The sequence below is a fragment of the Pseudomonas sp. S2_B07 genome, assembly GCF_054668435.1.
On record NZ_CP162769.1, the window covers coordinates 5,733,522 to 5,753,527 of the forward strand.

The window sequence follows — 20,006 nt, forward strand, 5'->3', positions numbered from 1 at the left end:
AATTCAGGCTTTTAACACTTTGCCGCCAATGGCCACCGCCACCAGCAGCAGCGCCATCAACCCAAAGGCAAAACTCAAACTGCTGCCATGGGCGATAAACCCGATTAACGCCGGACCGGCGAGGATCCCCGCATAACCCAACGTGGTAATGGCCGGCACGGCGATGTGTTCGGGCATGACGGTCTGTTTGCCGACAGCGGTGTACAGCACCGGCACAATGTTCGAACACCCCGCACCCAACAATGCATACCCCACCAGCGCCATCTCCCAGGTCGGTGCGAACGTGGCCAACGCCAGGCCCGCTGCGGCCGTCAGTCCACCGAACACCATCACTCGCGTGGAACCCAGATGCCGGACAATCCGGTCGCCGGTCAAGCGCCCGGCCGTCATGGTCAACGCAAACGCCGCATACCCCAGCCCCGCGTACGCGGTATCGATCCCGCGTTCCTGCGTCAAAAACACCGCACTCCAGTCGAGCGCCGCGCCTTCGGCGAGGAATACGATGAAGCACATTCCGCCAATAAACAGCACGATGCCATGGGGCACCGCAAACGCCGGGCCGGTGCTTTCGCTGCCGTAAGGCAACAGGTGTGGCGCCGCTTTCAGCAGGGCCAGCAGCAGCACTGCAATCACCACCAACATCGCGCCCAACGGTGAAATCCCGAGGCCGAGCAAGCCGCTGACCCCCGCGGCGCCGACGATCCCGCCGAGGCTGAACATCCCGTGAAACCCCGACATCATGTTCTTGCCGCTGGCCCGTTCGACGATCACCGCTTGCAGGTTCACCGTCGAATCCACCGTGCCCAGCCCGGCGCCAAACATGAACAACGTGGCGATCAACGCCGGCACTGACGACACCGTCGCGAGCAACGGCAAGGCCGCACAGATCAGCAACGTCCCGCCCGCCGCCACGCGTCGGCAGCCGAAGCGTGACGCCAGCAATCCGGCCATCGGCATCGCCAGAATCGACCCGACCCCGAGGCACAACAGCAGCAGGCCGAGCGTGCCTTCATCCAGCCCGGCCCGCGCCTTGGCGTACGGCACCAGCGGCGCCCAGGCGGCGATGCCGAGACCGGCGATGAAGAAGGCGATGCGGGTGGACATCTGCTCCAGATGGCCAGGAACAAATGAGGTTGGGGTCTTGAGGCTGGTCATATCAATCCTTGGCAAAAAACGTCGCGTCCCCAAAGGACACTGACTGATCCCGCGGGTTCTATCAGTGTCCGCAGCAATTCGCGGTGAGGCAGGTTCACATCCTTGCACAGGCTGTCGCGGTTTCGCGATATCGTCGACCCATTGATTGTTCCGACAGGAGGCGACATGACGCGGATTTACGATGCACGGGGCAATATTTATATCGTCGTGGCGCCCGAGGCTGTGCGCGATAGCGGGATCGATCTGCCTCAACGGGCTGACCTTGCCGCGCAAACCCGCGAGCAGTGGTCGGTTGCGGCCATCAACGCATTTTGTGGCTGGGCCCCCGGCATTCAGCCCCCCGGCAGCAAGGACCATCGCAGCGACGGTTTGCTGGTCGGGCCGTTTCAATCGGCGCCGCCGTATGACCTGCTGATCGTCAATACCGACGGCACCTTGGCCGAACGCAGTGGCAATGGGCTGACGATTTTCTCCCAGTCGCTCAGTGAGCAGGGCTTGATGCCGGAGGAGGGGGCGTGCCTGCTGCGGGTTCATCACGACAAGACGGACACGGTTTCGCCGGGGGAGACATCCGTGAAACCGGCGGAAGTCGATGGCGTGCAAGGGTTTTGGCTGGACCTGGGAAAGCCGACGTTCGGGCCGCAAGCCGTGGGCGCGCAGGGGGTTGAGGATGGGCTGTTGAACGGTCGGGACGTCAGCCATGTCGCGCCCTTGGCGGCGCTGGATCCTGCCTGGAACCGCAGCCAGTTTGTGCGCGTCGGCAATCCACATTGCGTGACGCTGTTAGAGGACGCTGCTGCGTTGCCGAGCAATGCGCAGATGCGTGAATCACCCTTGGCTGAAGGGTTGCTGCGGATTGCTTACGCCATGCCGGCCGGGGCCGGTCAGCCGTGTCCGGCGGGGGTGAATGTGCAGTGGGCGATGCTTGAATCCGAAGGCCGGGTCGCCGCGCGAGTGTTTGAGCGCGGGGAGGGGCCGACGGCATCTTCGGGCACCAGCGCCAGTGCGGTGGCGTGTGCGGCGTGGCGGGTCGGTTGGGTTTCGGCGGGGGAGGTCAATGTGGTGATGCCGGGCGGTACGGCGCCGATTTTGCTGGAGGAAGTGGCGGGGGAATTGAGTCGGGTCAGGCTGTTTGGTACGGCTCGGTTGAAGCGGTGAACTCAAGAAAGCTATCGCGGGAGCCACGCTCCCACATTTGGAATGCATTCCACTGTGGGAGCGTGGTTTGCCCGCGATGAGGCCATCAAAGTCGACGCGGTTTTCAGCTCAGACCACTGAACTCCACCACCGGCATCGTCCGCTTCATCAGCAACTTGCCCCCGCGCACCGAATACAGCGGCAAGCCCTGGCTGCGAATCACCTCGTAGTCACTGTCCGCCGAGAGCACCAGCAAGTTCGCCGGACGGCCCGCTTCCAGGCCATAACGATCACCGAGGTTCATCGCCTTGGCGCTGTTGTCCGTCACCAGGTCCAGCGCACTTTGCAGGTTGCGATACCCGAGCATGTGGCAAATGTGCAGCCCGGCTTCGAGCACTCGCAGGATGTTGCCGTTACCCAGCGGATACCACGGGTCCACGATCGAGTCCTGGCCGAAACACACGTTCATTCCGGCTTCGAGCAACTCGTTGACCCGCGTCACGCCACGACGTTTCGGGAAAGTGTCGAAGCGTCCTTGCAGGTGAATGCTTTCCGTGGGGCAGGAGACAAAGCTGATCCCCGAATGCCCGAGCAAGCGGAACAGTTTGGCGCAGTAGGCGTTGTCGTAAGAACCCATCGCCGTGGTGTGGCTGGCGGTGACCCGCGAACCCATGCCGCGGCTGCGCGCCTCTTCGGCCAGTACTTCGAGGAAGCGTGAATGCGGGTCGTCGGTTTCGTCGCAATGCACGTCCACCAGGCAACCGGTGCGCTCGGCCAGGTCCATCAGGAATTTCACTGAACTGACGCCCTGATCACGGGTGTACTCGAAATGCGGAATGCCGCCGACCACATCGGCGCCCATACGGATGGCTTCCTCCATCAGCTCGCGGCCATTGCGGTACGACTCGATGCCTTCCTGCGGGAACGCGACGATTTGCATGTCGATCAGGTGACGGCTTTCCTCGCGCACCTCGAGCATCGCCTTGAGCGCGGTCAGCTGCGGGTCGGTGACATCGACGTGGGTGCGCACATGCTGGATGCCGTGGGCGGCGAGGGTCTGGATGGTTTTCCTGGCGCGTGTCCTGGTGTCTTCCTCGGTGATCGTGACCTTGCGTTCGCCCCAGCACTCGATCCCTTCGAACAGCGTGCCGCTCATGTTCCAGCGCGGCTCGCCGGCGGTCAGGGTGGCGTCGAGGTGAATGTGCGGTTCGACGAAGGGCGGCACCACCAGGTTGCCACCGGCGTCCAGATCGTCGGGCCCCAGGGTCGGGGCTTCGGTCTGTCGGGCGATGGTGCGGATCAGGCCGTCTTCCAGGTACAACTCATGCAGGCCATCTTGGTTGCGCAGGCGGGCGTTGATGATGTGCATGAGGCGAGTCCTTTGGGTTGATGACTCTAAATTAGCGCGGCAGTGGCGATCCTTGCCAGTGCCGCGTGACGAAACACAACACAGCCCTTGTAGGAGTGGGGTCATTGAGTCAGGGGCAGGAACCGCAGCAACGCCGCGACGATGGCCTCGGGCGCATCTTCCTGCACCAGATGCCCGGCATTGGGAATCGGATGAAACTGCGACCCCGGTATCAGCTGATGCAGCGCCCGGCCGCGTTCGATGGGGATCCACTGGTCGTCCTCGCCCCACAGAATCTGCACCGGGCACCGAATGCTCGGGTACAACCCTTGAGCCTCGCGGGTATAGCGCTCATCCATCTGCGCAATTTGCCGGTAGAACGCCGCTTGCCCCGGCTCCCCCAGCCACGGCCGCACGTAGGGCGCGAGTTCTGCTTCGGGGATGTCGCGTTTGATCGCCCCGCGAATGTAGGCCGGGACGATGGCTTGTTGAATGTAATCGGGTACGCCACTGAACGCCGCTTCATGCTGGCGCACATGCTGCACGAACGGTGAGCCCCACGGGGTCAGCGCCACGGGGTCGATCAATGTCAGGCTGCGGTAATCCTTGCCGTTCAGCAGGTGCGTGCGCAGTGCGGTGGCGCCGCCGAAATCGTGAGCCACCACGTCGGGCTGCTCGATGGCCCAGTGATCAAGCAAGCGCGCCAGCAACTCGTTCTGCACGCCCAGCGACACGTCGCCGTCGACTTTCTCCGATTGGCCATAGCCCAACAGGTCGAAGTAGTACACCCGGTAGGAGGCAATGAAGTGCGGGGCGATGCGGTGCCACACGTAGGAAGAGAAGGGCGTGCCATGCACGAACACCAGCGGCGGGCCGTCGCCGTGCACGGCGTAGTGAATGCGGTGCCCGTTGAAGCGGTATTGGCGGTCCAGCAGCCAGTCAGCCATGTGCGTGTCCTCTGGGGCGAGACAAAAAGCATAGGCATAAAAAAGCCACCGATGAAGGTGGCTTGATCATTCACTGACGAAACGCAGTACCCATTGTGGCAGCGGGCTTGCCCGCGATAGCGGTGTGTCAGTCAGTACATGTGCTAACTGGTACACCGTTATCGCGGGCAAGCCCGCTCCCACAGGGATTCGTGTTGGCTGTTGGAGTGGGTTACTCGCCGTGATAGATGCAGCCGCTGGTGCAGGTTTCGTGGATGCGGATCGCGCTGAGTTCCGGCAACAGGGGCTTCAATTCATTCCAGATGAATTTGGCCAGCACTTCGCTGGTCGGGTTTTCCAGGCCGGGAATGTCGTTCAGGTAGTTGTGGTCCAGGCGCTCGTAGAGCGGCTTGAAGATCGCCTTGATTTCCGAGAAGTCACGGATCCAGCCGGTGTGCGGGTCGAGGTCGCCACTCAAGTGGATCGCTACTTTGAACGAGTGACCGTGCAGGCGACCGCACTTGTGGCCTTCCGGCACGTGGGGCAGGCGGTGGGCGGATTCGAACGTAAACTCTTTGAAGATTTCCACAGTGATTTCAGCTCTGTCAGGTGGCGATCGCCGCGGCGATGTGGGCAGGCGGCGAGTTTACCAGAGCTGCGGGCGAAACACTGACTAAAGGGTCAGCAAGCGCTCGCCGAGGCGACCGTTGGCGGCCAGTTCGAGGAACTCGTCACCCAGGCGTCGGCTTTCTTCCATGGCGGCGCGCCAGTATTTCTGCCGCGCCGGCGCATCGCCCATGAAACGCTTGAAATCGTTACGGTCCGGCAGTTTTCCGTAGGGCAGGCGCGTCAGATACTCTTTCGACGGCGCCAGCAGCAGAACATCCTGCAGGCGCGCAGGGCAGGCGCGGCGCCAAGGCAAAGTCTTGTCGAACCACCCGGGAATCACCCGGTCGGTGAAATGCGGGTACAGCACGATGTCGTTGCCGCTGTAGGGCAGGTCGAGGTGATAGTCGAGCAGTCCGCCGTCGCGGAATGTCCCCGCGCCGGCGCCGGGCAAGTCGCGCACGCCTTCCATCACCATCGGGATTGAACCCGACGCCAGCAGCGCCTGGCGCAGGTTGCCGGCGTTCAGCGCAACAAAGCGCGAGGGGAAGTCATTCAGCGCATTGACCGGCGGGGCCAGGCGCGGGTCGTGGATGATCAGCCGTTCGAAATGCCGCGACAGCCGCGCGCGACCGCGCAGGTTGTCGGCGATCACTGATCCCAACGCCAGCCCCAACCGACCGCGATGATCGTCGGCCAGGTTACCGTGACTTTTGACCACCATGATGTTCAGTCGGTAATTCGCGTTGTTCAGGATCGAGGCGTCGCGGCCGTCGAGCAATTCATCGAGCATGCGCTGCGAGCTCTGGCTGATCTGCGCCATGGTCACGCCCTTGGCGAAATTCTGCTCGGTGTACAAATGCCCGAGACGCCGGATGCCTTCGGCAGCGTCCGGCAGGCAGGCACTGGCGAAGCGCCAGGAACCGACCGAGGCGCCAATCAGCGAGCGTTCGCGGGGGGCGGCCGGCAGCCATTCGCCAAACAACGCCAGGTCCAGCCCTTGAATCCCCAACGCCTTCGGGCCACCGGCGGCACCGGGTAGCGTGCCGACGTCGGCGGCGCTCAAGCCGTCTTTACGGATGCGCGCCAACGCACGCGGGCCGGCCTTGAGGGTCAGGGAGGGGAACTTGATGTGGATGGCGGTCATACCGGTCTCGATGGTTGGCAAGCGCAAGATTATAAACAGGCAGCACGGTCATTGTAGGAGTGAGCCTGCTCGCGATAGCAGTCTCAAATTCAACACTAACGGTGACTGATACACCGCTATCGCGAGCAAGCGCGCTCCCACAGGGTTTTGAGCAGGTCTGTAGTGTCGTGTTGCCATCTTTCATGATGGCAATTCAGTTTCAATTAAGTTCAGCTCGCTAAGGTGCCCTTCGTAGGCAACACATAAAAAATACGGAGACACCCATGAAAATCCTGACTGCCCTGTCCGCCGCCTCGATCATTGCCATGACCGCCAGCCTCGCCCACGCCCGCGACCTCGGTCCCGACGAAGCCCTGAGGCTGCGTGACGCTGGTACCATTGTGTCTTTCGAGAAGCTCAACGCCACGGCTCTGACCAAACACCCCGGTTCGACGGTGACCCAGACCGAACTGGAAGAAGAGTATGGCAAGTACATCTATCAGGTTGAGCTGCGCGACCCACAGGGCATCGAGTGGGACCTGGAATTAGACGCCGTCAGCGGCCAGGTTCTCAAGGATCATCAGGATACGTAATGAAGGTGCGTTCATTTTCACGCATGGCGCTGGTGCTGCTGGCGTTTTGCTCGGCGGTTTTGGCCCGCGACCTCGACCAGGACGAAGCCCTGCGCCTGCGCCAGCAAGGGGTAATCCTGCCGCTGGAGCAACTGCTGCAGCAGGCGCTGGATCGCTATCCCGGTTCCAAACTGCTGGAAGCCGAGCTAGAAGAAAAGCACGACGTCTACATTTATGAAGTCGAGTTGCTGACCGCCGAGGGCGTGGTCCGCGAGCTGGACATCGAGGCCGTCAGCGGCCGTTTACTCAAAGACAAGGAAGACTGATCGATGCGATTGCTGCTGGTGGAAGACCACGTGCCGTTGGCCGACGAACTGATGGCCGGCCTCAATCGTCAGGGGTATGCGGTGGACTGGCTGGCCGACGGTCGCGATGCGGTCTATCAGGGCAGCAGCGAGCCCTACGACTTGATCATCCTCGACCTCGGCCTGCCAGGTTTGTCGGGGCTTGAGGTGCTGACGCAATGGCGAGAAGGCGGTTTGTCGACGCCGGTGCTGATTCTCACCGCACGCGATTCGTGGGCCGAGCGCATCGAAGGCCTCAAGGCCGGCGCCGATGATTACCTGACCAAGCCTTTCCACCCGGAAGAATTGCACCTGCGGGTTCAGGCGCTGCTGCGTCGTTCCCACGGCCAGGCCAATCAGCCGACGCTCAAGGCGGCCGGGCTGCACCTTGATGAGGGCCGGCAGTGCGTGACCCGCGATGGTGCCGACATTCAGCTGACCGCCGCCGAGTTTCGCCTGCTGCGCTATTTCATGCTGCACCCCGAACAGATCCTCTCCAAAAGCCACCTCGCCGAACACCTCTACGACGGTGAAACCGAGCGCGATTCCAACGTGCTGGAAGTTCACGTCAACCACCTGCGCCGTAAACTCGGTCGTAGCGTGATCGAAACCCGCCGCGGTCAGGGTTACCTGTTCGGCGGGGCTGCTCAGTGAGGTCGATCCAGCGCCGCTTGAGCCTGGGACTGATCAGCGTCATGGTCGTCGTCGGCCTGGTGCTGGCGCAAACCAGTCTGTGGCTGTTCGAAATGGGCTTGCAGCGCTACCTCGAAGCCGGGTTGCGCGACGACAGCGAAAATTTGCTGGTGGCGCTGGTCCGTGGGCCGCAAGGCTTGCAACTGGATGAGCGGCACCTGTCACCGGCCTATCAACGTCCGTTCTCCGGGCATTACTTCCGCATCGATTTTGCCGACAGCCATTGGCGCTCCCGTTCGCTGTGGGATCAGGAGTTGCCACGGCTGGAGCATCCGGGCCTGCACAGCAACCTGCAATTGGGGCCGGAAGGGCAGCAGTTGCTGGTGTTGCGTTCCGACTATCGACGCCTTGGGCAGTCCATCTCCATCAGCGTCGCGCAGGATTACACACCGGTGCGCGAGAGCTTCAAACGCATGCAGCAAGTGGGCTTGGGATTGGGGCTGGCCGGGTTGCTGCTGATTTTGCTGTTGCAACGCATCACCGTGCGCCGCGCCTTGCGCCCGCTGGAAAAGGCCCGCGAACAGATCGCCCAGTTGCAACAAGGCCAGCGTTCGCAACTGGATGATCAGGTCCCGGTGGAACTCGAGCCGCTGGTGGCGCAGATCAACCATCTACTCGCGCACACCGAAGACAGCCTCAAACGTTCACGCAATGCCTTGGGCAACCTCGGGCATGCCTTGAAAACCCCGTTGGCGGTGCTGTTGAGCCTGGCCTCCAGCGAAAAACTCGACGCTCATCCAGAGTTGCGCAAGATCCTCAAGGCGCAGCTGGAACAGGTCCAGCAACGCCTCAATCGCGAACTCAACCGCGCCCGGTTGTCCGGCGACGCGCTGCCGGGGGCGTTGTTTGATTGTGATGGAGAACTGCCGGGGCTATTGGCGACGCTGAACATGATTCATGGCGAGCACCTGGCGCTCAGCTACCGCGCACCGGCCGGGCTGCAGCTGCCTTGGGACCGTGAGGATTTGCTCGAACTGCTCGGTAACGTGCTCGATAACGCCTGTAAATGGGCGGATGCCGAGGTTCGTTTGAGCGTGATCGAGACAGCGGGCGGGTTTGAGTTGAGTGTAGAAGATGATGGGCCGGGGATTCCCGAGGAGCAGCGGGCGCAAGTGTTCAGTCGCGGTACGCGGCTGGATGAACAGACGGATGGGCACGGGTTGGGATTGGGGATTGTGCGCGACATCGTCGACACGTGGAGCGGGGTGCTGCGGCTGGACGAGAGTGAGTGGGGCGGGTTGAAGGTCGTGATCGAACTCCCAAAACGTTGAGTGACCTGTGGGAGCGGGCTTGCCCGCGATGGCGATGTAACAGTCAACATAGATGTCGGATGTTATGGCCTCATCGCGGGCAAGCCCGCTCCCACATTTTGATCTTCTGCGGATGAAATAACTGCGTTAAACCCGGAACTGGTCCATCAGACTCTGCTGCTGATTCGCCAGGCTGTTCAGCGACTGGCTCACCCGCGCCGACTCATTGGCCTGCCCCGACAGCGACTCCGTCACGTCGCGAATCGTTGCCACGTTGTTGTTGATCTCTTCCGCCACGGCACTCTGTTCTTCCGCCGCTGAAGCAATCTGCAGGTTCATGTCGCTGATCACCGTCACCGCATCGCCGATCTGACGCAACGCAGTCACGGCCTGGCTGACTTGCTCGACACTGCCCTGAGCCTGACGATGGCTGTTGTTCATCGAACCGACAACGTCCTGGGTGCCGCTCTGCAATTGCTCGATCACCAGGCGGGTTTCCTCGACCGACTCCTGAGTGCGGCGTGCCAGGTTGCGCACTTCATCGGCGACCACGGCAAAACCGCGTCCAGCCTCACCGGCACGGGCGGCTTCGATGGCGGCGTTGAGGGCCAACAGGTTGGTTTGTTCGGCAATCGCGCGAATCACTTCCAGCACCGAACCGATCTTCTCGCTGTTCGCCGCCAGCCCTTCGACTTGCACCATGGCCGCGCTCATGTCGGCGGCGAGGTGGTCGATGCTGGTGGTGGTCTGGTCGATCACGGTCAAACCGCGGCGAGTCGCCTGATCCGCGTCCTTGGCTGCCTGTGCGGCTTGGGCGGCGCTGCGGGCAACGTCCTGGGCGGTGGCGCTCATTTCGTGGGACGCGGTGGCGACCTGATCGACCTGACGGTATTGCTGCTCCATGCCGGCGCTGGTCTGGGTGGCGATGGCGGACGACTGGTCCGCCGTGCTGCGCGCGTCCTGCACCGAGCGTTTGACCTCGGCGATGATCGGTTGCAGCTTGTCGAGGAAGCGGTTGAACCAGCCGGCCAACTGGCCCAGTTCGTCCTTTTTGTCATAGGCCAGGCGCCGGGTCAGGTCGCCTTCGCCGCTGGCGATGTCTTCCAGCATGTGGGCCACGCCGAGGATCGGTTTGGTCACGCTGCGGGCCATCAGCCACACCAGCAACAGGCCGATCAACGCGGCCAGCACGCCGAGGCTGAGCTCGACCAGGGTACCGGTGGTGTTGCTGTCGTCGAGTTGTTTTTTCAGGATCTCGGCCGGGCCGACCAGGACTTTTTCCGGCACGTCGAGCAGCACGCCCCAGGATTTGCCGCCTGGAATCGGCTGGAACGGCGCCAGCACTTTCAACTGGTGATCGTTGTGCAGGCTTTCGGTTTTGCTGCTGCTGGCGAGCATGCGGATCAGCTCGGCGCCGTTGGCCTTGTCCACGGTGTCCAGGCGCTGGCTGAGTTTGCTGGCGTCGGCACTGTAGCCGGCGAGCAAACCGACCGGGCTGAGGATGCTGACGTTGGTCTGGCCGTCATAGAGCTTTTTGCTTGCGCTCTGACTCATGGCCTGCAGGCTGTTGAGGTTGATGTCCACCGACAGCGAAGCGATCACTTTACCGTTGACCATCAGCGGAAACACGATGCTCGTCATCAGCACGTTCTGGCCGTCGATCACGTAGAAGTACGGTTCGATCACGCACGGCTTGAGCGAGGTGCGCGGGCAGGTGAACCAGGCGTTGGCCGGTTCGCCGCTGGGGCCGGTGCTGGTGTCGGCCATGTCACTTTCCGGCAGCGCCATGGATTTCACTTTGCCCGGCGTCGGCTGGGACCAGTACAGGGCGAAGCGGCCCTTGTCGTTGCTGCCGAGCTCCGCCTGGCCGGTGAACAGTTCGTCCTTGCCGTCCAGTGCGTTGGCTTCGAACACCAGCGACAGGCCGAGCAGCTCGGGGTTGGCTTGCAGCGCCGACTTGACCTGGCGGGTCAGGTCTTCACGCAGGTCGAAGGCGTCGAGAAAGCGCTTTTCGGCCTGATCGCGCAGGAACAACACCTGACGCGAGAATCCATGGCCATATTGATAGGCGTCCATGAACTGCTGACGAATCAGCAGCGCCTGGTTTTCACCCTGGGATTCGATCCGCGCCTGGGCGGCTTCGGTGAGCATCTCCATGCTTGAGGCTTTCACCATCGCGGAGCTGTGCTCCATGCGGTACAGCGAAAGACCCACCAGCAGGGTCACGATGCCGGCCAGGCAAAGCCCGGCCAGCAGGGTGATTTTCCATTGGATGGAAAGTTGTCTGAGTGACATGGAGACGTCCTTTATTCGATAAATATCTGAGACTTTGCACTGTAACGGCCGTGATCCGGCTTTCTTTATCCATGCGCTCAAATAAGACACGAAACAAAATTTGCTACGGGGATGGTGTTCACTTTGACAAGGCGCCGGTGCTGCGGCACAGTGCGCGCCCTCTAATAAAACCCATTACTTAATCCGCTGGCGGCTCTTCGCAGACTGCCGGCTGAGCTCATTTCGCTTGCCTTGAGGTAACGATGATTAATGCTGTAATCGCCGCGGTCGGCATCATGTTGATCCTCAGCCTGTCCCGTGTGCACGTAGTGATCGCGCTGATTGTCGGTGCGCTGGTGGGTGGCCTGACCGGTGGCCTGGGCATCGACGCCACGCTCAAGGCCTTCAACAGCGGCCTCGGCGGCGGGGCGACGGTGGCGTTGTCCTATGCCTTGCTCGGCGCGTTCGCCGTGGCGATTGCCAAGTCCGGCATGGCCCATGCCCTGGCGGACAAGGCCCTGGCGATGGTCGATCGGCAGCACGCCAGCGGCGGCGGTCAGGTCAAGTGGCTGCTGATCGGTTTGCTGTGGGTAGTGGCCATCGCTTCGCAGAACATTCTGCCGATACATATCGCCTTTATCCCGCTGCTGGTGCCGCCGCTTTTATACGTGCTGACCAAGCTGCAACTGGATCGCCGGTTGATTGCCTGCGTGATGACCTTTGGTTTGATCACCCCGTACATGTTCCTGCCGGTGGGGTTCGGCAACATCTTCCTCAACGAGATTCTGCTGGCCAACGTCGCCCGCAGCGGTGTGGACATCAGCGGCATCAACGTCACCCACGCCATGGGCATCCCGGCGCTGGGCATGGTGTTCGGCCTGGCAGTGGCGTTTTTCAGCTACCGCAAGAAACGTGTCTACGACCTGGCAAAAATCGAGCAAGTCGAACAGGTCGCGGTGCAGTACAACCCGCTGAGCCTGATGGTGGCCGGCGTGGCCGTCGTGGCGGCCTTCATTATCCAGTTACTGCTGGACTCGATGATCATCGGCGCCCTGGCCGGGTTCCTGATCTTCTCGGTCTCCGGCATTGTTAAGTGGCGTGAAACCGACGATTTATTCACCGAAGGCATGAAGATGATGGCGATGATCGGCTTCATCATGATCGCCGCGTCAGGCTTTGCCGAAGTGATGAAAGCCACCGGCCAGGTGCAGACGCTGGTGGAATCTTCGGCCTCGTGGATCAACCACAGCAAGGGCATCGGCGCGTTGCTGATGTTGCTGGTGGGCTTGCTGGTGACCATGGGCATCGGTTCGTCGTTCTCCACCGTGCCGATCCTGGCAGCGATTTTCGTGCCGTTGTGTGTGCAGCTGGGGTTCAGCCCGCTGGCCATCGTCTGCATCGTTGGCACGGCCGGCGCCTTGGGTGATGCCGGCTCGCCAGCCTCGGACTCGACGCTGGGCCCGACCTCGGGCTTGAACATCGACGGCCAGCACCACCACATCTGGGACACCGTGGTCCCGACGTTCCTGCACTACAACCTGCCGCTGCTGGCGTTTGGTTGGGTGGCGGCGATGGTTTTGTAAACACCACCGATCAACTGTAGGAGTGAGCCTGCTCGCGATAGCGGTATGTCTGTCACATAGATGTTGGATGTGCTGCCGTCATCGCGAGCAGGCTCACTCCTATAAGGGACCTCATTGCCCCGGTAGCTCAACTTTTGGCCCGGCGTGCCGTTAAAGCTTTTAACCACGCCAACAAAACCAAAAGAGTGAACCGTCATGCGCATGAGCCTGAAGGCTAAAGTCCTGTCCCTTGCCGTTCTCCCGGTGTTGCTCTTTGCCCTGGTTATCAGCCTGACCACACTGTTCGTGCTTCAGGAACAGGCGCACAAGGAAGTCGAGGAAACGCGCCAGCGCCTGCTCAACGACGCCAAGGCCACCCTGCAAAGCTACGTGGCCGTGGCCATGACCACCATCAAGCCGCTCTACGACGCCGCCGCCCCCGGCGATGACGCCGCGCGGGCGCAGGTGATCAAGTTGCTGTCGAGTATCACCTACGGCAAGGAAGGCTACTTCTTCGGCTACGACTCCAATACGGTTCGCCTGTTCAAGGCCAACAGCCCCGAAGGCGTGGGCCAGAGCTTCAAGGACAACCGCGATCCGAACGGTGTCTACGTCAACCGCGACCTGGTGAAAGTTGCCAAGGACGGGACGCACTACCTGCAATACAGCTCGCCACTGCCCGGCAACACCCAAGTGCTGGTGCCTAAACTGGGCTACACCGAATACCTGTCGAAGTGGGACATGGCGGTGGGTACGTCGGTCAACCTTGACGGCATCGAAGCGCAAGTCGCGCTGGTGGAAGCCAAGGTTCAGGAGCGCATGGAAGGCGTGCTGCTGAGCATCGTCGGGATTGCCGTGGTGGTGCTGTTGGTGATCGCGGCCGTCGGCCTGCTACTGGCCAACACCATCCTGCGCCCGCTGAACATGATGAAAGCCAACCTCGATGACATCGCGGCAGGCGAGGGTGACCTGACCCGTCGCCTGACCATCACCAGCCAGGACGAACTCGGTGAACTGGCCGGCTCGTTCAACCGCTTTGTTGACAAGATCCACAGCCTGGTGCGCCAGATCACCGAAATGACCACGCAACTGACCGGGCTGGTGAATCAGGTGTCCGATCAGGCCCAGCGCTCGGACCAGGCCATGGAGCGTCAGCGTCACGAGACCGATCAGGTCGCCACGGCGATCAACGAAATGTCGGCGGCGGCGCAGGAAGTGGCGAAAAGTGCACAAAACGCGGCAGTGGCGGCGCAGCAGACCGACGAAGAAGGTCAGGCGGCCAAGCGCGTGGTGGCGGGCAGCATCGTCAAGATTCATGCACTGGTGGACGACATCCGCAGCAGCGGCGTGTCCCTGGACAGCCTGCAAAAAGACGTGTCGTCGATTGTCAGCGTCCTTGGGGTGATCCGTTCGATTGCCGATCAGACCAACCTGTTGGCGCTCAACGCTGCCATCGAAGCAGCGCGCGCCGGTGAAGCCGGCCGTGGTTTTGCGGTGGTGGCTGATGAAGTGCGGGCGCTGGCCAGTCGTACGCAGATCAGCACCCAGGAAATCCAGAGCATGATCGACCGCTTGCAGGCTGGCACCCAATCGGCGGTGGAAGCCATGCGCCGTTCCAGCGAAGCCGGTGACGGCACGTCCGCCCAGGCCAACGAGGCGGGCGCCTCGCTGGACACCATGGCGCAGTTGATCGGCACCATCAATTCGATGAACGCGCAGATCGCCAGCGCTGCGGAAGAACAAACGGCGGTGGCTGAAGAGATCAACCGCAGCGTGCATCAAATTGCGGTGGCCGTGGACAACGTGGCGGATGAAACCCAGCTCGGCGCGCAGACTTCGCGCAGCCTGGCAGACCTTGGCCAGCGCCTGGGCAAACTGGTCGGCCAGTTCCGTATCTAAGCCGTTTCGCATTCCCTGTAGCAGCTGGCGCAGCCTGCGTCCGGCTGCGAAGCAGTCGTGAATTCCAGGCTGCGCGGTGTATCAGGTGCACCGCATACACAGGGTTTACGACTGCTGCGTCCGAACGCAGGCTTCGCCAGCTGCTACAGGTTGTGTTGATGCTACGGTCTGTCCCAGTACGGAACCGGCCCAAAGCACTCCACAAAGAAATCAATCACCGTCCGCACCTTCACCGACAACCGTCGGCTGCCCGGCCACAGCACCGCAATCTGTTGCGGCTCCAGGCTGTTGGAGACCTGAAATTCCCCCAGCACCGGCACCAGCGTGCCTTCGCGCACTGCTTCACCAATCAGCCATGACGGAAACATCACCAGCCCCAACCCTTGCTCCGCCGCTTGCACCAGGGTGTCGGCGTGGTTGCCGGTGATCGGCCCTTTGACCGAGTAGGGCGTCCAGTCCTGCTGATCCTTGCGGAAAAACCAGCGTTGCAGGCCGGTCGCGCCTTTGTAAGCCAGGCATTGATGCGCCGCGAGGTCTTCAGGGCGTTGCGGCGTGCCGTGGCGTTCGAGGTAGGCCGGGCTGGCGGCGACTTGAAAGCGGTGCGGCGCGAGGATCCGTGCCTGCATGCTGGAGTCGTGCAGCGGGCCGATGCGAAACAGCAGGTCGGCGCCTTCTTGCAGCGGGTCGATGTAATGGTCGGTTTGCTGGATATCCAGCTGCAGCTTCGGATAGCGCTCGCACAATTGCCCCAGCCACGGCGTCAGGTGTCGTTGGCCGAACACCACGGGGGCGTTGATCCGCACCAGTCCGCTGGGTTCACTTTGCTGTTCCTGCAAGGCTTGTTCGGCTTCTTCCAGTTGCACCAGCACCCGCCGCGCATGATGACCGAGCATGCGCCCGGCTTCGGTGGGCGTGACGGCGCGAGTGTGGCGGTAGAGCAATTGCTGGCTCAGGGCCTGTTCCATTAGCTGGATCTGCCGGGAAATCGAAGAGGGCGCCAGACCCTCGCGCCGTGCCACTTCTGAAAAACTGCCGTGGTCGAGCACAGCGACAAACAGCCGAAGCGCCTTGAACCCGAGTTCGTTGAGACCGTGCATGGTTCATCCTGCTGTGCGGATTACGCAAAAGTGTTGTCAGGATGCTCCCATTTATCGCAAAGCTCTGCCACCGGATAATGCCGGCCATTGTTTCTACAGGCAGGTTTCCTTTATGCAAGCGTCTTCAATCGACACCGCGGTCACACCCGCGTCCAAACCAGGGCTGCGGCTATTGCTGTTGCCGTTGGTGATCCTCGCGGGCATGGGCCTTTCCGTGGAGGCGGGGTTACTCGGGCCGCTCGGGGTCCAGGTTGGGCATTTATGGGCGACGTTGAGCATCTTCGGGGTCGGCTCGGCGATTCTGTTTTTGCTGCTGTTGTTCAGCGGCCCGCAACAAGGCCCGGCGTTGAACACTTTGCCGCGCTGGCAATTGATCGGCGGCTTTCTCGGGCCGATTTATGTGGTGGTGCTGACCCTGGCCACGCCGCACATCGGCATTGCGATGACCATGATCGCGATTCTCTGCGGGCAGGTCGGCAAAAGCGTACTGATCGATCACTTCGGCTGGTTCGGCGCGAGCCGCAAAAAGGTCAACGGTGAACGCTGGTTGGCGTTGCTGCTGATTGTCGTGGCACTTGTTTTGATCGCTCGGGGTTAATGATGAATCTGATTATTTTGTTGGCCGTGATCGTCGCGGCGGGTGCGGTGCTGAGTGTGCAGGCGGCGATCAATGGCCGTCTGGGCGAAACGGTGGGCGTGTTGCGCAGCAGTTTGCTGACCTTCGTGGTGGGCGCGGTGGTCACCGGTCTGCTGATCCTGTTTTTCGAACCGGCGCAGGCCTTGAGTTTGCTGGACGTGCCGAAATGGCAGCTCAGTGGCGCGCTGTTCGGCGTGGTGTACATGATGGTCATGGTCGGCGCGGTGCCCAGGGTCGGCACAGCGGTGGCGACCGTGGCGGTGATCGTCGGGCAACTGGGCATGGGCATGCTGATCGACAATTTCGGCTGGCTGGGCAATCCGGCCATCAATTTGTCGAACAGCCGGATCGTGGCAATGGTGTGCCTGGGGCTGGCGCTGGTGTTCATGTATCGCAGCAGCACCCGGCAGGCCTGACACAAACTCCTACACTGGTTAGACGGGCCGCGTCTGCGGCATCCCGACGACCACACCAATGGAGTCTGACTCATGATCAGCAGTGACAGTATCTGCGATTGTCCCAAATGCTCGTGCAAGCTGGGCGAGCATCCGATAGCGCGCCACGGTAAGCACTATTGCTGCGAGGCCTGCGCCAAGCACCATGAGCACGGCGAAGAATGCTCCAGCAAGGGCTGCAAGTGTGCTCACGAGAAGTAGTGCATAAAAAAGTGGAGCCTGATCGGGAAGGCCAATCAACCCGAATCAATGTGGGAGCGAGCTTGCTCGCGATAGCGGACTGTCAGTCACTTACCTGTTGAAAGTGCCGACGCCATCGCGAGCAAGCTCACTCCCACAAGGTTCCAGTCGCTTGATCGCCCCCCACTTCATTAACTCGCCGGCCGCCACTTCACATTCTCGACCCCGAATTTCTCCGCCATCGGTTTGCTGGTCTTTTGCACCTTCTCTCGGCCGAATCGCGGGATCCTGCCCACTCCGGCGTCGCAGCTTGCCCAATGCCAAGCTTCCGCGTTGTCCATCTTGTCCAGGCGGATGATGAATGACTTGGGGACGCCATGAAGGGTGTATTCAATGACGAATAGTTTTGCGTTGTTCATAAAGCCCGTATTCCTCCCTGTGGTAATAGAAGGATCATTGGGGTTACGGAAAATTCAGTCTTATTGTCAGACGGTGGCAGCCAGTGGCGACAAGGCCTCGGGCTGGTTACCATGCAAGACCTGAAAACCTCAATGATTGCTGCCCCATGGCCCTTGCCGCGCCCCCTGACCTGAGTGACACCGATGTGCCCGTGCAACCGCTGGCGCGCACTTATCCGCGCGGCCTGTATATCGAGCCGCACGAGCATGTCTGGGGCCAATTGCTGTATGCGATGAGCGGGGTAATGTGGGTTGAAACGCCCCATGAGGCGCTGGTGGTGCCGCCGCAGCGGGCGGTATGGCTACCGCCGGGCATGCCTCACGGGATTCGTGTGGTGTCGGACTTGCAGATGCGCAACATCTACCTGCGGCCGTCCCTGGCCGCCACGCTGGACAACACGGTCCAGGTCATCGAAGTCGGCGGCTTGCTGCGTGAATTGATCGTCGGCTTGGTCGAACAGGGTAACGATGGTGCGCCCGAGTATTACGAAGCACTGGTCGGCCTGGCGCTGTTGGAGCTTAGACGAGCCAGGCGCTCTCTGTTGAAAATCCCGTTGCCGGATGATTCCGACCGGCGCCTGATGAACCTCTGTCAGGCGGTCATGGTCGCGCCTTCGCTGGACATCCCGTTCGAACAACACGCTGAAAACGCCGGTGCCAGCGTGCGCACCCTGGCGCGGTTGTTCAAGGAGGGGCTGGGCATGGGCTTCGCCGAATGGCGACGACAGGTGCAACTGGCGACGGCGGTGGCCGAGCTGATTCAGGGCGTGTCGGTCAGCGCAATTGCCCGCGAGCTGGGCTATTCACCGAGCAGCTTCAGCGACATGTTCCGCCGGGAACTGGGCATCGCGCCTTCACAATTTTCCAGCCATATCCAAACCTTGTAGCAGCTGGGATATGGGTGCTTTGGCCGAAATTCAGAAGCACTTGGCCGGTGCCCGCGGTCACCTCGCACTAGACTTTGGGCCTGTCTTCATTGCCCCCGGAGTCCGCCATGAGCTACCTCATCTCGCTGGTCATCGGTCTGGGCGTCGGTTTGCTCTACGGCGCGCTGGACTTTCGTTCCCCCGCACCACCGGCCATCGCGCTGGTCGGGCTGCTCGGCATGCTGGCCGGTGAAAAGTTGTGGCCCATGGGCCGGCAACTGGTCGCTGGCTGGATCTCCTGAACCGTTCATTTACTCCATGGAAACGCTCATGAAAGCATTGCAGTTCGACAAAACCGGTGACCTCTCGGCCTTGCGCTACGTTGACGTGCCGACGCCCGTTCCCGGCGCCGATGAAGTACTGGTGCAGATCAAGGCCGCCGGCCTCAACCCCAGCGACGTGAAGAACGTGCTCGGACGTTTCCCCTACACCACGCTGCCACGGATTCCCGGTCGGGATTTTGCCGGTGTCGTGGTTGAAGGCCCGCAGGCGCTGATCGGCCAGGCAGTCTGGGGCACCGGGCGTGAACTGGGGTTCTTTGCCGACGGCTCCCATGCGCAATTCGTCAAGCTGCCGGCCAACGGCGTGGCGCTCAAACCGACCCACCTGAGTTTTGCCCAGGCCGCCAGCCTCGGCGTGCCCTACACCACGGCGTGGGATGCGTTGGAGCGCAGCCTGGTGACGGCGCAAACGCGCTTGTTAGTGATCGGTGGCGGGGCGGTGGGCAGCGCGGCGTTGGCGCTGGCCAAGGTACGCGGCGCCCAGGTGCTGGCGGCGGCGCGGCGACCGGAGCAGGTCAAGGAATTGCAGGCTCAGGGTTATCAGACGCTGCAACTGGATAAGCCGGAGGACTTGGGCGCCCAGGTGAACGCCGTGTATCGCGGCGGCGCCGACGTGATTTTCGACACCACCGGGTTCTGGCTGCCGGCCTCGGTTGCGGCCCTGGCAACCTTCGGCCGCATCGCCATCATCGCCGCGCCGGTGGACGGCATGGTGCAACTGCCGGCCCTGGCGCTGTATCGCAAGGGCGGTTCGGTGGTGGGGATCAACTCGTTGCTGTATGGGGTTCAGGCGTGCGCGGCAATGCTTGATCAATTCGGTCAGTTCTTTGATCAGGATTTGTTGCCATTGCCCGAGGGCTTGTTTGAATCACCGCTGGCGGAAGGGCTGGAGCGGTATGCGGAAGTGAATCAGGGCAGCGGTGACAAGGTGATTCTGTTGCCATAACCGGCACTGATGCGGGTTGTGCCGGTCTCTTCGCGAGCAGGCTCATTCCTACAACGGATCTGTGTCGAACACTGGATTTGTGTTCACTGAAGATCAAATGCAGGAGTGAGCCTGTTCGCGATGGCTGTCTATCA

Annotated in this window: 20 protein-coding genes and 3 pseudogenes; 14 read left to right on the top strand and 9 right to left on the bottom strand. The window is 61.7% G+C overall.

Translation table 11 applies throughout. From position 1 onward, the window contains the following. Window positions 1–3: 3 nt before the first annotated feature. Window positions 4–1,155 carry an MFS transporter gene (locus tag AB4N43_RS26325; RefSeq protein WP_460152224.1) on the bottom strand — a complete coding sequence of 384 codons (1,152 nt, stop codon included), beginning with the start codon at window positions 1,153–1,155 and terminating at the stop codon, window positions 4–6. Window positions 1,156–1,320: 165 nt separating this feature from the next. On the opposite strand from AB4N43_RS26325, the gene AB4N43_RS26330 reads away from it, so the two are divergent. Then, window positions 1,321–2,313 (top strand): diaminopimelate epimerase, encoded by a 993-nt coding sequence (locus tag AB4N43_RS26330; RefSeq protein ID WP_194941056.1) that lies wholly within the window; start codon window positions 1,321–1,323, stop codon window positions 2,311–2,313. Between the two features lie 103 nt (window positions 2,314–2,416). Here AB4N43_RS26330 and codA read toward each other — a convergent pair whose 3' ends face one another. From codA to AB4N43_RS26350, 4 genes are all read right to left on the bottom strand, one after another. After that, window positions 2,417–3,661 carry a cytosine deaminase gene (gene codA, locus AB4N43_RS26335; RefSeq protein WP_027925452.1) on the bottom strand — a complete coding sequence of 415 codons (1,245 nt, stop codon included), beginning with the start codon at window positions 3,659–3,661 and terminating at the stop codon, window positions 2,417–2,419. Between the two features lie 101 nt (window positions 3,662–3,762). Then, window positions 3,763–4,587 (bottom strand): alpha/beta fold hydrolase, encoded by an 825-nt coding sequence (locus tag AB4N43_RS26340; RefSeq protein WP_460152226.1) that lies wholly within the window; start codon window positions 4,585–4,587, stop codon window positions 3,763–3,765. A gap of 211 nt (window positions 4,588–4,798) precedes the next feature. Continuing rightward, window positions 4,799–5,155, bottom strand: a complete 357-nt coding sequence (queD, locus tag AB4N43_RS26345) for a 6-carboxytetrahydropterin synthase QueD (protein WP_081744008.1) — start codon at window positions 5,153–5,155, stop codon at window positions 4,799–4,801. 84 nt (window positions 5,156–5,239) lie between these two features. Continuing rightward, on the bottom strand, window positions 5,240–6,319 hold the full coding sequence (locus AB4N43_RS26350) for a patatin-like phospholipase domain-containing protein (protein WP_027925449.1): 1,080 nt from the start codon (window positions 6,317–6,319) through the stop codon (window positions 5,240–5,242). A gap of 263 nt (window positions 6,320–6,582) precedes the next feature. On the opposite strand from AB4N43_RS26350, the gene AB4N43_RS26355 reads away from it, so the two are divergent. The 4 genes from AB4N43_RS26355 to AB4N43_RS26370 are packed head-to-tail and all read left to right on the top strand — an operon-like array spanning window position 6,583 to window position 9,178. Then, window positions 6,583–6,891 (top strand): PepSY domain-containing protein, encoded by a 309-nt coding sequence (locus AB4N43_RS26355; protein ID WP_027925448.1) that lies wholly within the window; start codon window positions 6,583–6,585, stop codon window positions 6,889–6,891. Then, the gene (locus tag AB4N43_RS26360; RefSeq protein WP_027925447.1) at window positions 6,891–7,196 is read left to right on the top strand and encodes a PepSY domain-containing protein; all 306 of its coding nucleotides are present in this window, start codon (window positions 6,891–6,893) and stop codon (window positions 7,194–7,196) included. Before AB4N43_RS26355 ends, AB4N43_RS26360 begins: the two co-directional genes overlap by 1 nt. A 3-nt stretch (window positions 7,197–7,199) precedes the next feature. Further along, on the top strand, window positions 7,200–7,868 hold the full coding sequence (locus AB4N43_RS26365; protein ID WP_027925446.1) for a response regulator transcription factor: 669 nt from the start codon (window positions 7,200–7,202) through the stop codon (window positions 7,866–7,868). Next, the gene (locus AB4N43_RS26370; protein WP_027925445.1) at window positions 7,865–9,178 is read left to right on the top strand and encodes an ATP-binding protein; all 1,314 of its coding nucleotides are present in this window, start codon (window positions 7,865–7,867) and stop codon (window positions 9,176–9,178) included. The genes AB4N43_RS26365 and AB4N43_RS26370 overlap by 4 nt, the downstream gene beginning before the upstream one ends. 126 nt (window positions 9,179–9,304) lie before the next feature. Here the strand turns inward: AB4N43_RS26370 and AB4N43_RS26375 are convergent, their stop codons facing one another. Together AB4N43_RS26375 and AB4N43_RS26380 are read right to left on the bottom strand one after the other, a co-directional pair. Beyond that, entirely contained in the window at window positions 9,305–10,060 is a 756-nt protein-coding gene (locus tag AB4N43_RS26375; protein ID WP_371258962.1) for a methyl-accepting chemotaxis protein, read from the bottom strand. A gap of 150 nt (window positions 10,061–10,210) precedes the next feature. Continuing rightward, window positions 10,211–11,452, bottom strand: a pseudogene (locus AB4N43_RS26380) (methyl-accepting chemotaxis protein); the annotation flags it as partial. Between the two features lie 245 nt (window positions 11,453–11,697). On the opposite strand from AB4N43_RS26380, the gene AB4N43_RS26385 reads away from it, so the two are divergent. The 3 genes and pseudogenes from AB4N43_RS26385 to AB4N43_RS26395 all read left to right on the top strand — a co-directional run. Further along, entirely contained in the window at window positions 11,698–13,014 is a 1,317-nt protein-coding gene (locus AB4N43_RS26385; RefSeq protein WP_460154236.1) for a Na+/H+ antiporter family protein, read from the top strand. Between the two features lie 201 nt (window positions 13,015–13,215). Beyond that, window positions 13,216–13,986, top strand: a pseudogene (locus AB4N43_RS26390) (cache domain-containing protein); the annotation flags it as partial. A gap of 318 nt (window positions 13,987–14,304) precedes the next feature. Further along, window positions 14,305–14,892, top strand: a pseudogene (locus tag AB4N43_RS26395) (methyl-accepting chemotaxis protein); the annotation flags it as partial. A gap of 161 nt (window positions 14,893–15,053) precedes the next feature. Here the strand turns inward: AB4N43_RS26395 and AB4N43_RS26400 are convergent. Continuing rightward, a complete protein-coding gene (locus AB4N43_RS26400) occupies window positions 15,054–15,989 on the bottom strand; it encodes a LysR family transcriptional regulator (protein ID WP_027925437.1) in 936 nt (311 codons plus the stop codon). A gap of 112 nt (window positions 15,990–16,101) precedes the next feature. Between AB4N43_RS26400 and AB4N43_RS26405 the strand changes: the two genes are divergently transcribed. From AB4N43_RS26405 to AB4N43_RS26415, 3 genes are all read left to right on the top strand, one after another. Then, window positions 16,102–16,587: a DMT family transporter gene (locus AB4N43_RS26405; RefSeq protein ID WP_460152228.1), complete on the top strand. Its 486-nt coding sequence runs from the start codon at window positions 16,102–16,104 to the stop codon at window positions 16,585–16,587. Further along, window positions 16,587–17,042 (top strand): DMT family transporter, encoded by a 456-nt coding sequence (locus tag AB4N43_RS26410; protein WP_027925435.1) that lies wholly within the window; start codon window positions 16,587–16,589, stop codon window positions 17,040–17,042. Before AB4N43_RS26405 ends, AB4N43_RS26410 begins: the two co-directional genes overlap by 1 nt. 72 nt (window positions 17,043–17,114) lie before the next feature. After that, window positions 17,115–17,282 carry a metallothionein gene (locus AB4N43_RS26415; RefSeq protein ID WP_081744005.1) on the top strand — a complete coding sequence of 56 codons (168 nt, stop codon included), beginning with the start codon at window positions 17,115–17,117 and terminating at the stop codon, window positions 17,280–17,282. A 170-nt stretch (window positions 17,283–17,452) separates the two neighbouring features. On the opposite strand, the gene AB4N43_RS26420 is transcribed toward AB4N43_RS26415, so the two are convergent. After that, window positions 17,453–17,680, bottom strand: a complete 228-nt coding sequence (locus AB4N43_RS26420) for a DUF6555 family protein (protein WP_027925433.1) — start codon at window positions 17,678–17,680, stop codon at window positions 17,453–17,455. Between the two features lie 146 nt (window positions 17,681–17,826). On the opposite strand from AB4N43_RS26420, the gene AB4N43_RS26425 reads away from it, so the two are divergent. The 3 genes from AB4N43_RS26425 (at window position 17,827) to AB4N43_RS26435 (ending at window position 19,872) form a co-directional block, all read left to right on the top strand. Continuing rightward, window positions 17,827–18,606, top strand: coding sequence for an AraC family transcriptional regulator (locus AB4N43_RS26425; protein WP_194941051.1), 780 nt, complete (start codon window positions 17,827–17,829; stop codon window positions 18,604–18,606). Between the two features lie 107 nt (window positions 18,607–18,713). Further along, window positions 18,714–18,887 (top strand): DUF1427 family protein, encoded by a 174-nt coding sequence (locus AB4N43_RS26430; protein WP_081744004.1) that lies wholly within the window; start codon window positions 18,714–18,716, stop codon window positions 18,885–18,887. A gap of 28 nt (window positions 18,888–18,915) precedes the next feature. Continuing rightward, complete coding sequence (locus AB4N43_RS26435) at window positions 18,916–19,872, top strand: quinone oxidoreductase family protein (RefSeq protein WP_027925431.1); 957 nt, start codon at window positions 18,916–18,918, stop codon at window positions 19,870–19,872. Window positions 19,873–20,006 lie beyond the last annotated feature (134 nt).

What these genes read in the sequence shown, in the direction of transcription:
- codA (WP_027925452.1), bottom strand. Translation starts at nt 3,661, where the DNA reads ATGCACATCATCAACGCCCGCCTGCGCAACCAAGATGGCCTGCATGAG.
- AB4N43_RS26425 (WP_194941051.1), top strand. Translation starts at nt 17,827, where the DNA reads ATGGCCCTTGCCGCGCCCCCTGACCTGAGTGACACCGATGTGCCCGTG.
- AB4N43_RS26410 (WP_027925435.1), top strand. Translation starts at nt 16,587, where the DNA reads ATGATGAATCTGATTATTTTGTTGGCCGTGATCGTCGCGGCGGGTGCG.
- AB4N43_RS26400 (WP_027925437.1), bottom strand. Translation starts at nt 15,989, where the DNA reads ATGCACGGTCTCAACGAACTCGGGTTCAAGGCGCTTCGGCTGTTTGTC.
- AB4N43_RS26350 (WP_027925449.1), bottom strand. Translation starts at nt 6,319, where the DNA reads ATGACCGCCATCCACATCAAGTTCCCCTCCCTGACCCTCAAGGCCGGC.
- AB4N43_RS26355 (WP_027925448.1), top strand. Translation starts at nt 6,583, where the DNA reads ATGAAAATCCTGACTGCCCTGTCCGCCGCCTCGATCATTGCCATGACC.
- AB4N43_RS26375 (WP_371258962.1), bottom strand. Translation starts at nt 10,060, where the DNA reads ATGGAGCAGCAATACCGTCAGGTCGATCAGGTCGCCACCGCGTCCCAC.
- AB4N43_RS26405 (WP_460152228.1), top strand. Translation starts at nt 16,102, where the DNA reads ATGCAAGCGTCTTCAATCGACACCGCGGTCACACCCGCGTCCAAACCA.
- AB4N43_RS26340 (WP_460152226.1), bottom strand. Translation starts at nt 4,587, where the DNA reads ATGGCTGACTGGCTGCTGGACCGCCAATACCGCTTCAACGGGCACCGC.
- AB4N43_RS26365 (WP_027925446.1), top strand. Translation starts at nt 7,200, where the DNA reads ATGCGATTGCTGCTGGTGGAAGACCACGTGCCGTTGGCCGACGAACTG.
- AB4N43_RS26325 (WP_460152224.1), bottom strand. Translation starts at nt 1,155, where the DNA reads ATGACCAGCCTCAAGACCCCAACCTCATTTGTTCCTGGCCATCTGGAG.
- AB4N43_RS26430 (WP_081744004.1), top strand. Translation starts at nt 18,714, where the DNA reads ATGAGCTACCTCATCTCGCTGGTCATCGGTCTGGGCGTCGGTTTGCTC.
- AB4N43_RS26420 (WP_027925433.1), bottom strand. Translation starts at nt 17,680, where the DNA reads ATGAACAACGCAAAACTATTCGTCATTGAATACACCCTTCATGGCGTC.
- AB4N43_RS26435 (WP_027925431.1), top strand. Translation starts at nt 18,916, where the DNA reads ATGAAAGCATTGCAGTTCGACAAAACCGGTGACCTCTCGGCCTTGCGC.
- AB4N43_RS26330 (WP_194941056.1), top strand. Translation starts at nt 1,321, where the DNA reads ATGACGCGGATTTACGATGCACGGGGCAATATTTATATCGTCGTGGCG.
- AB4N43_RS26360 (WP_027925447.1), top strand. Translation starts at nt 6,891, where the DNA reads ATGAAGGTGCGTTCATTTTCACGCATGGCGCTGGTGCTGCTGGCGTTT.
- AB4N43_RS26415 (WP_081744005.1), top strand. Translation starts at nt 17,115, where the DNA reads ATGATCAGCAGTGACAGTATCTGCGATTGTCCCAAATGCTCGTGCAAG.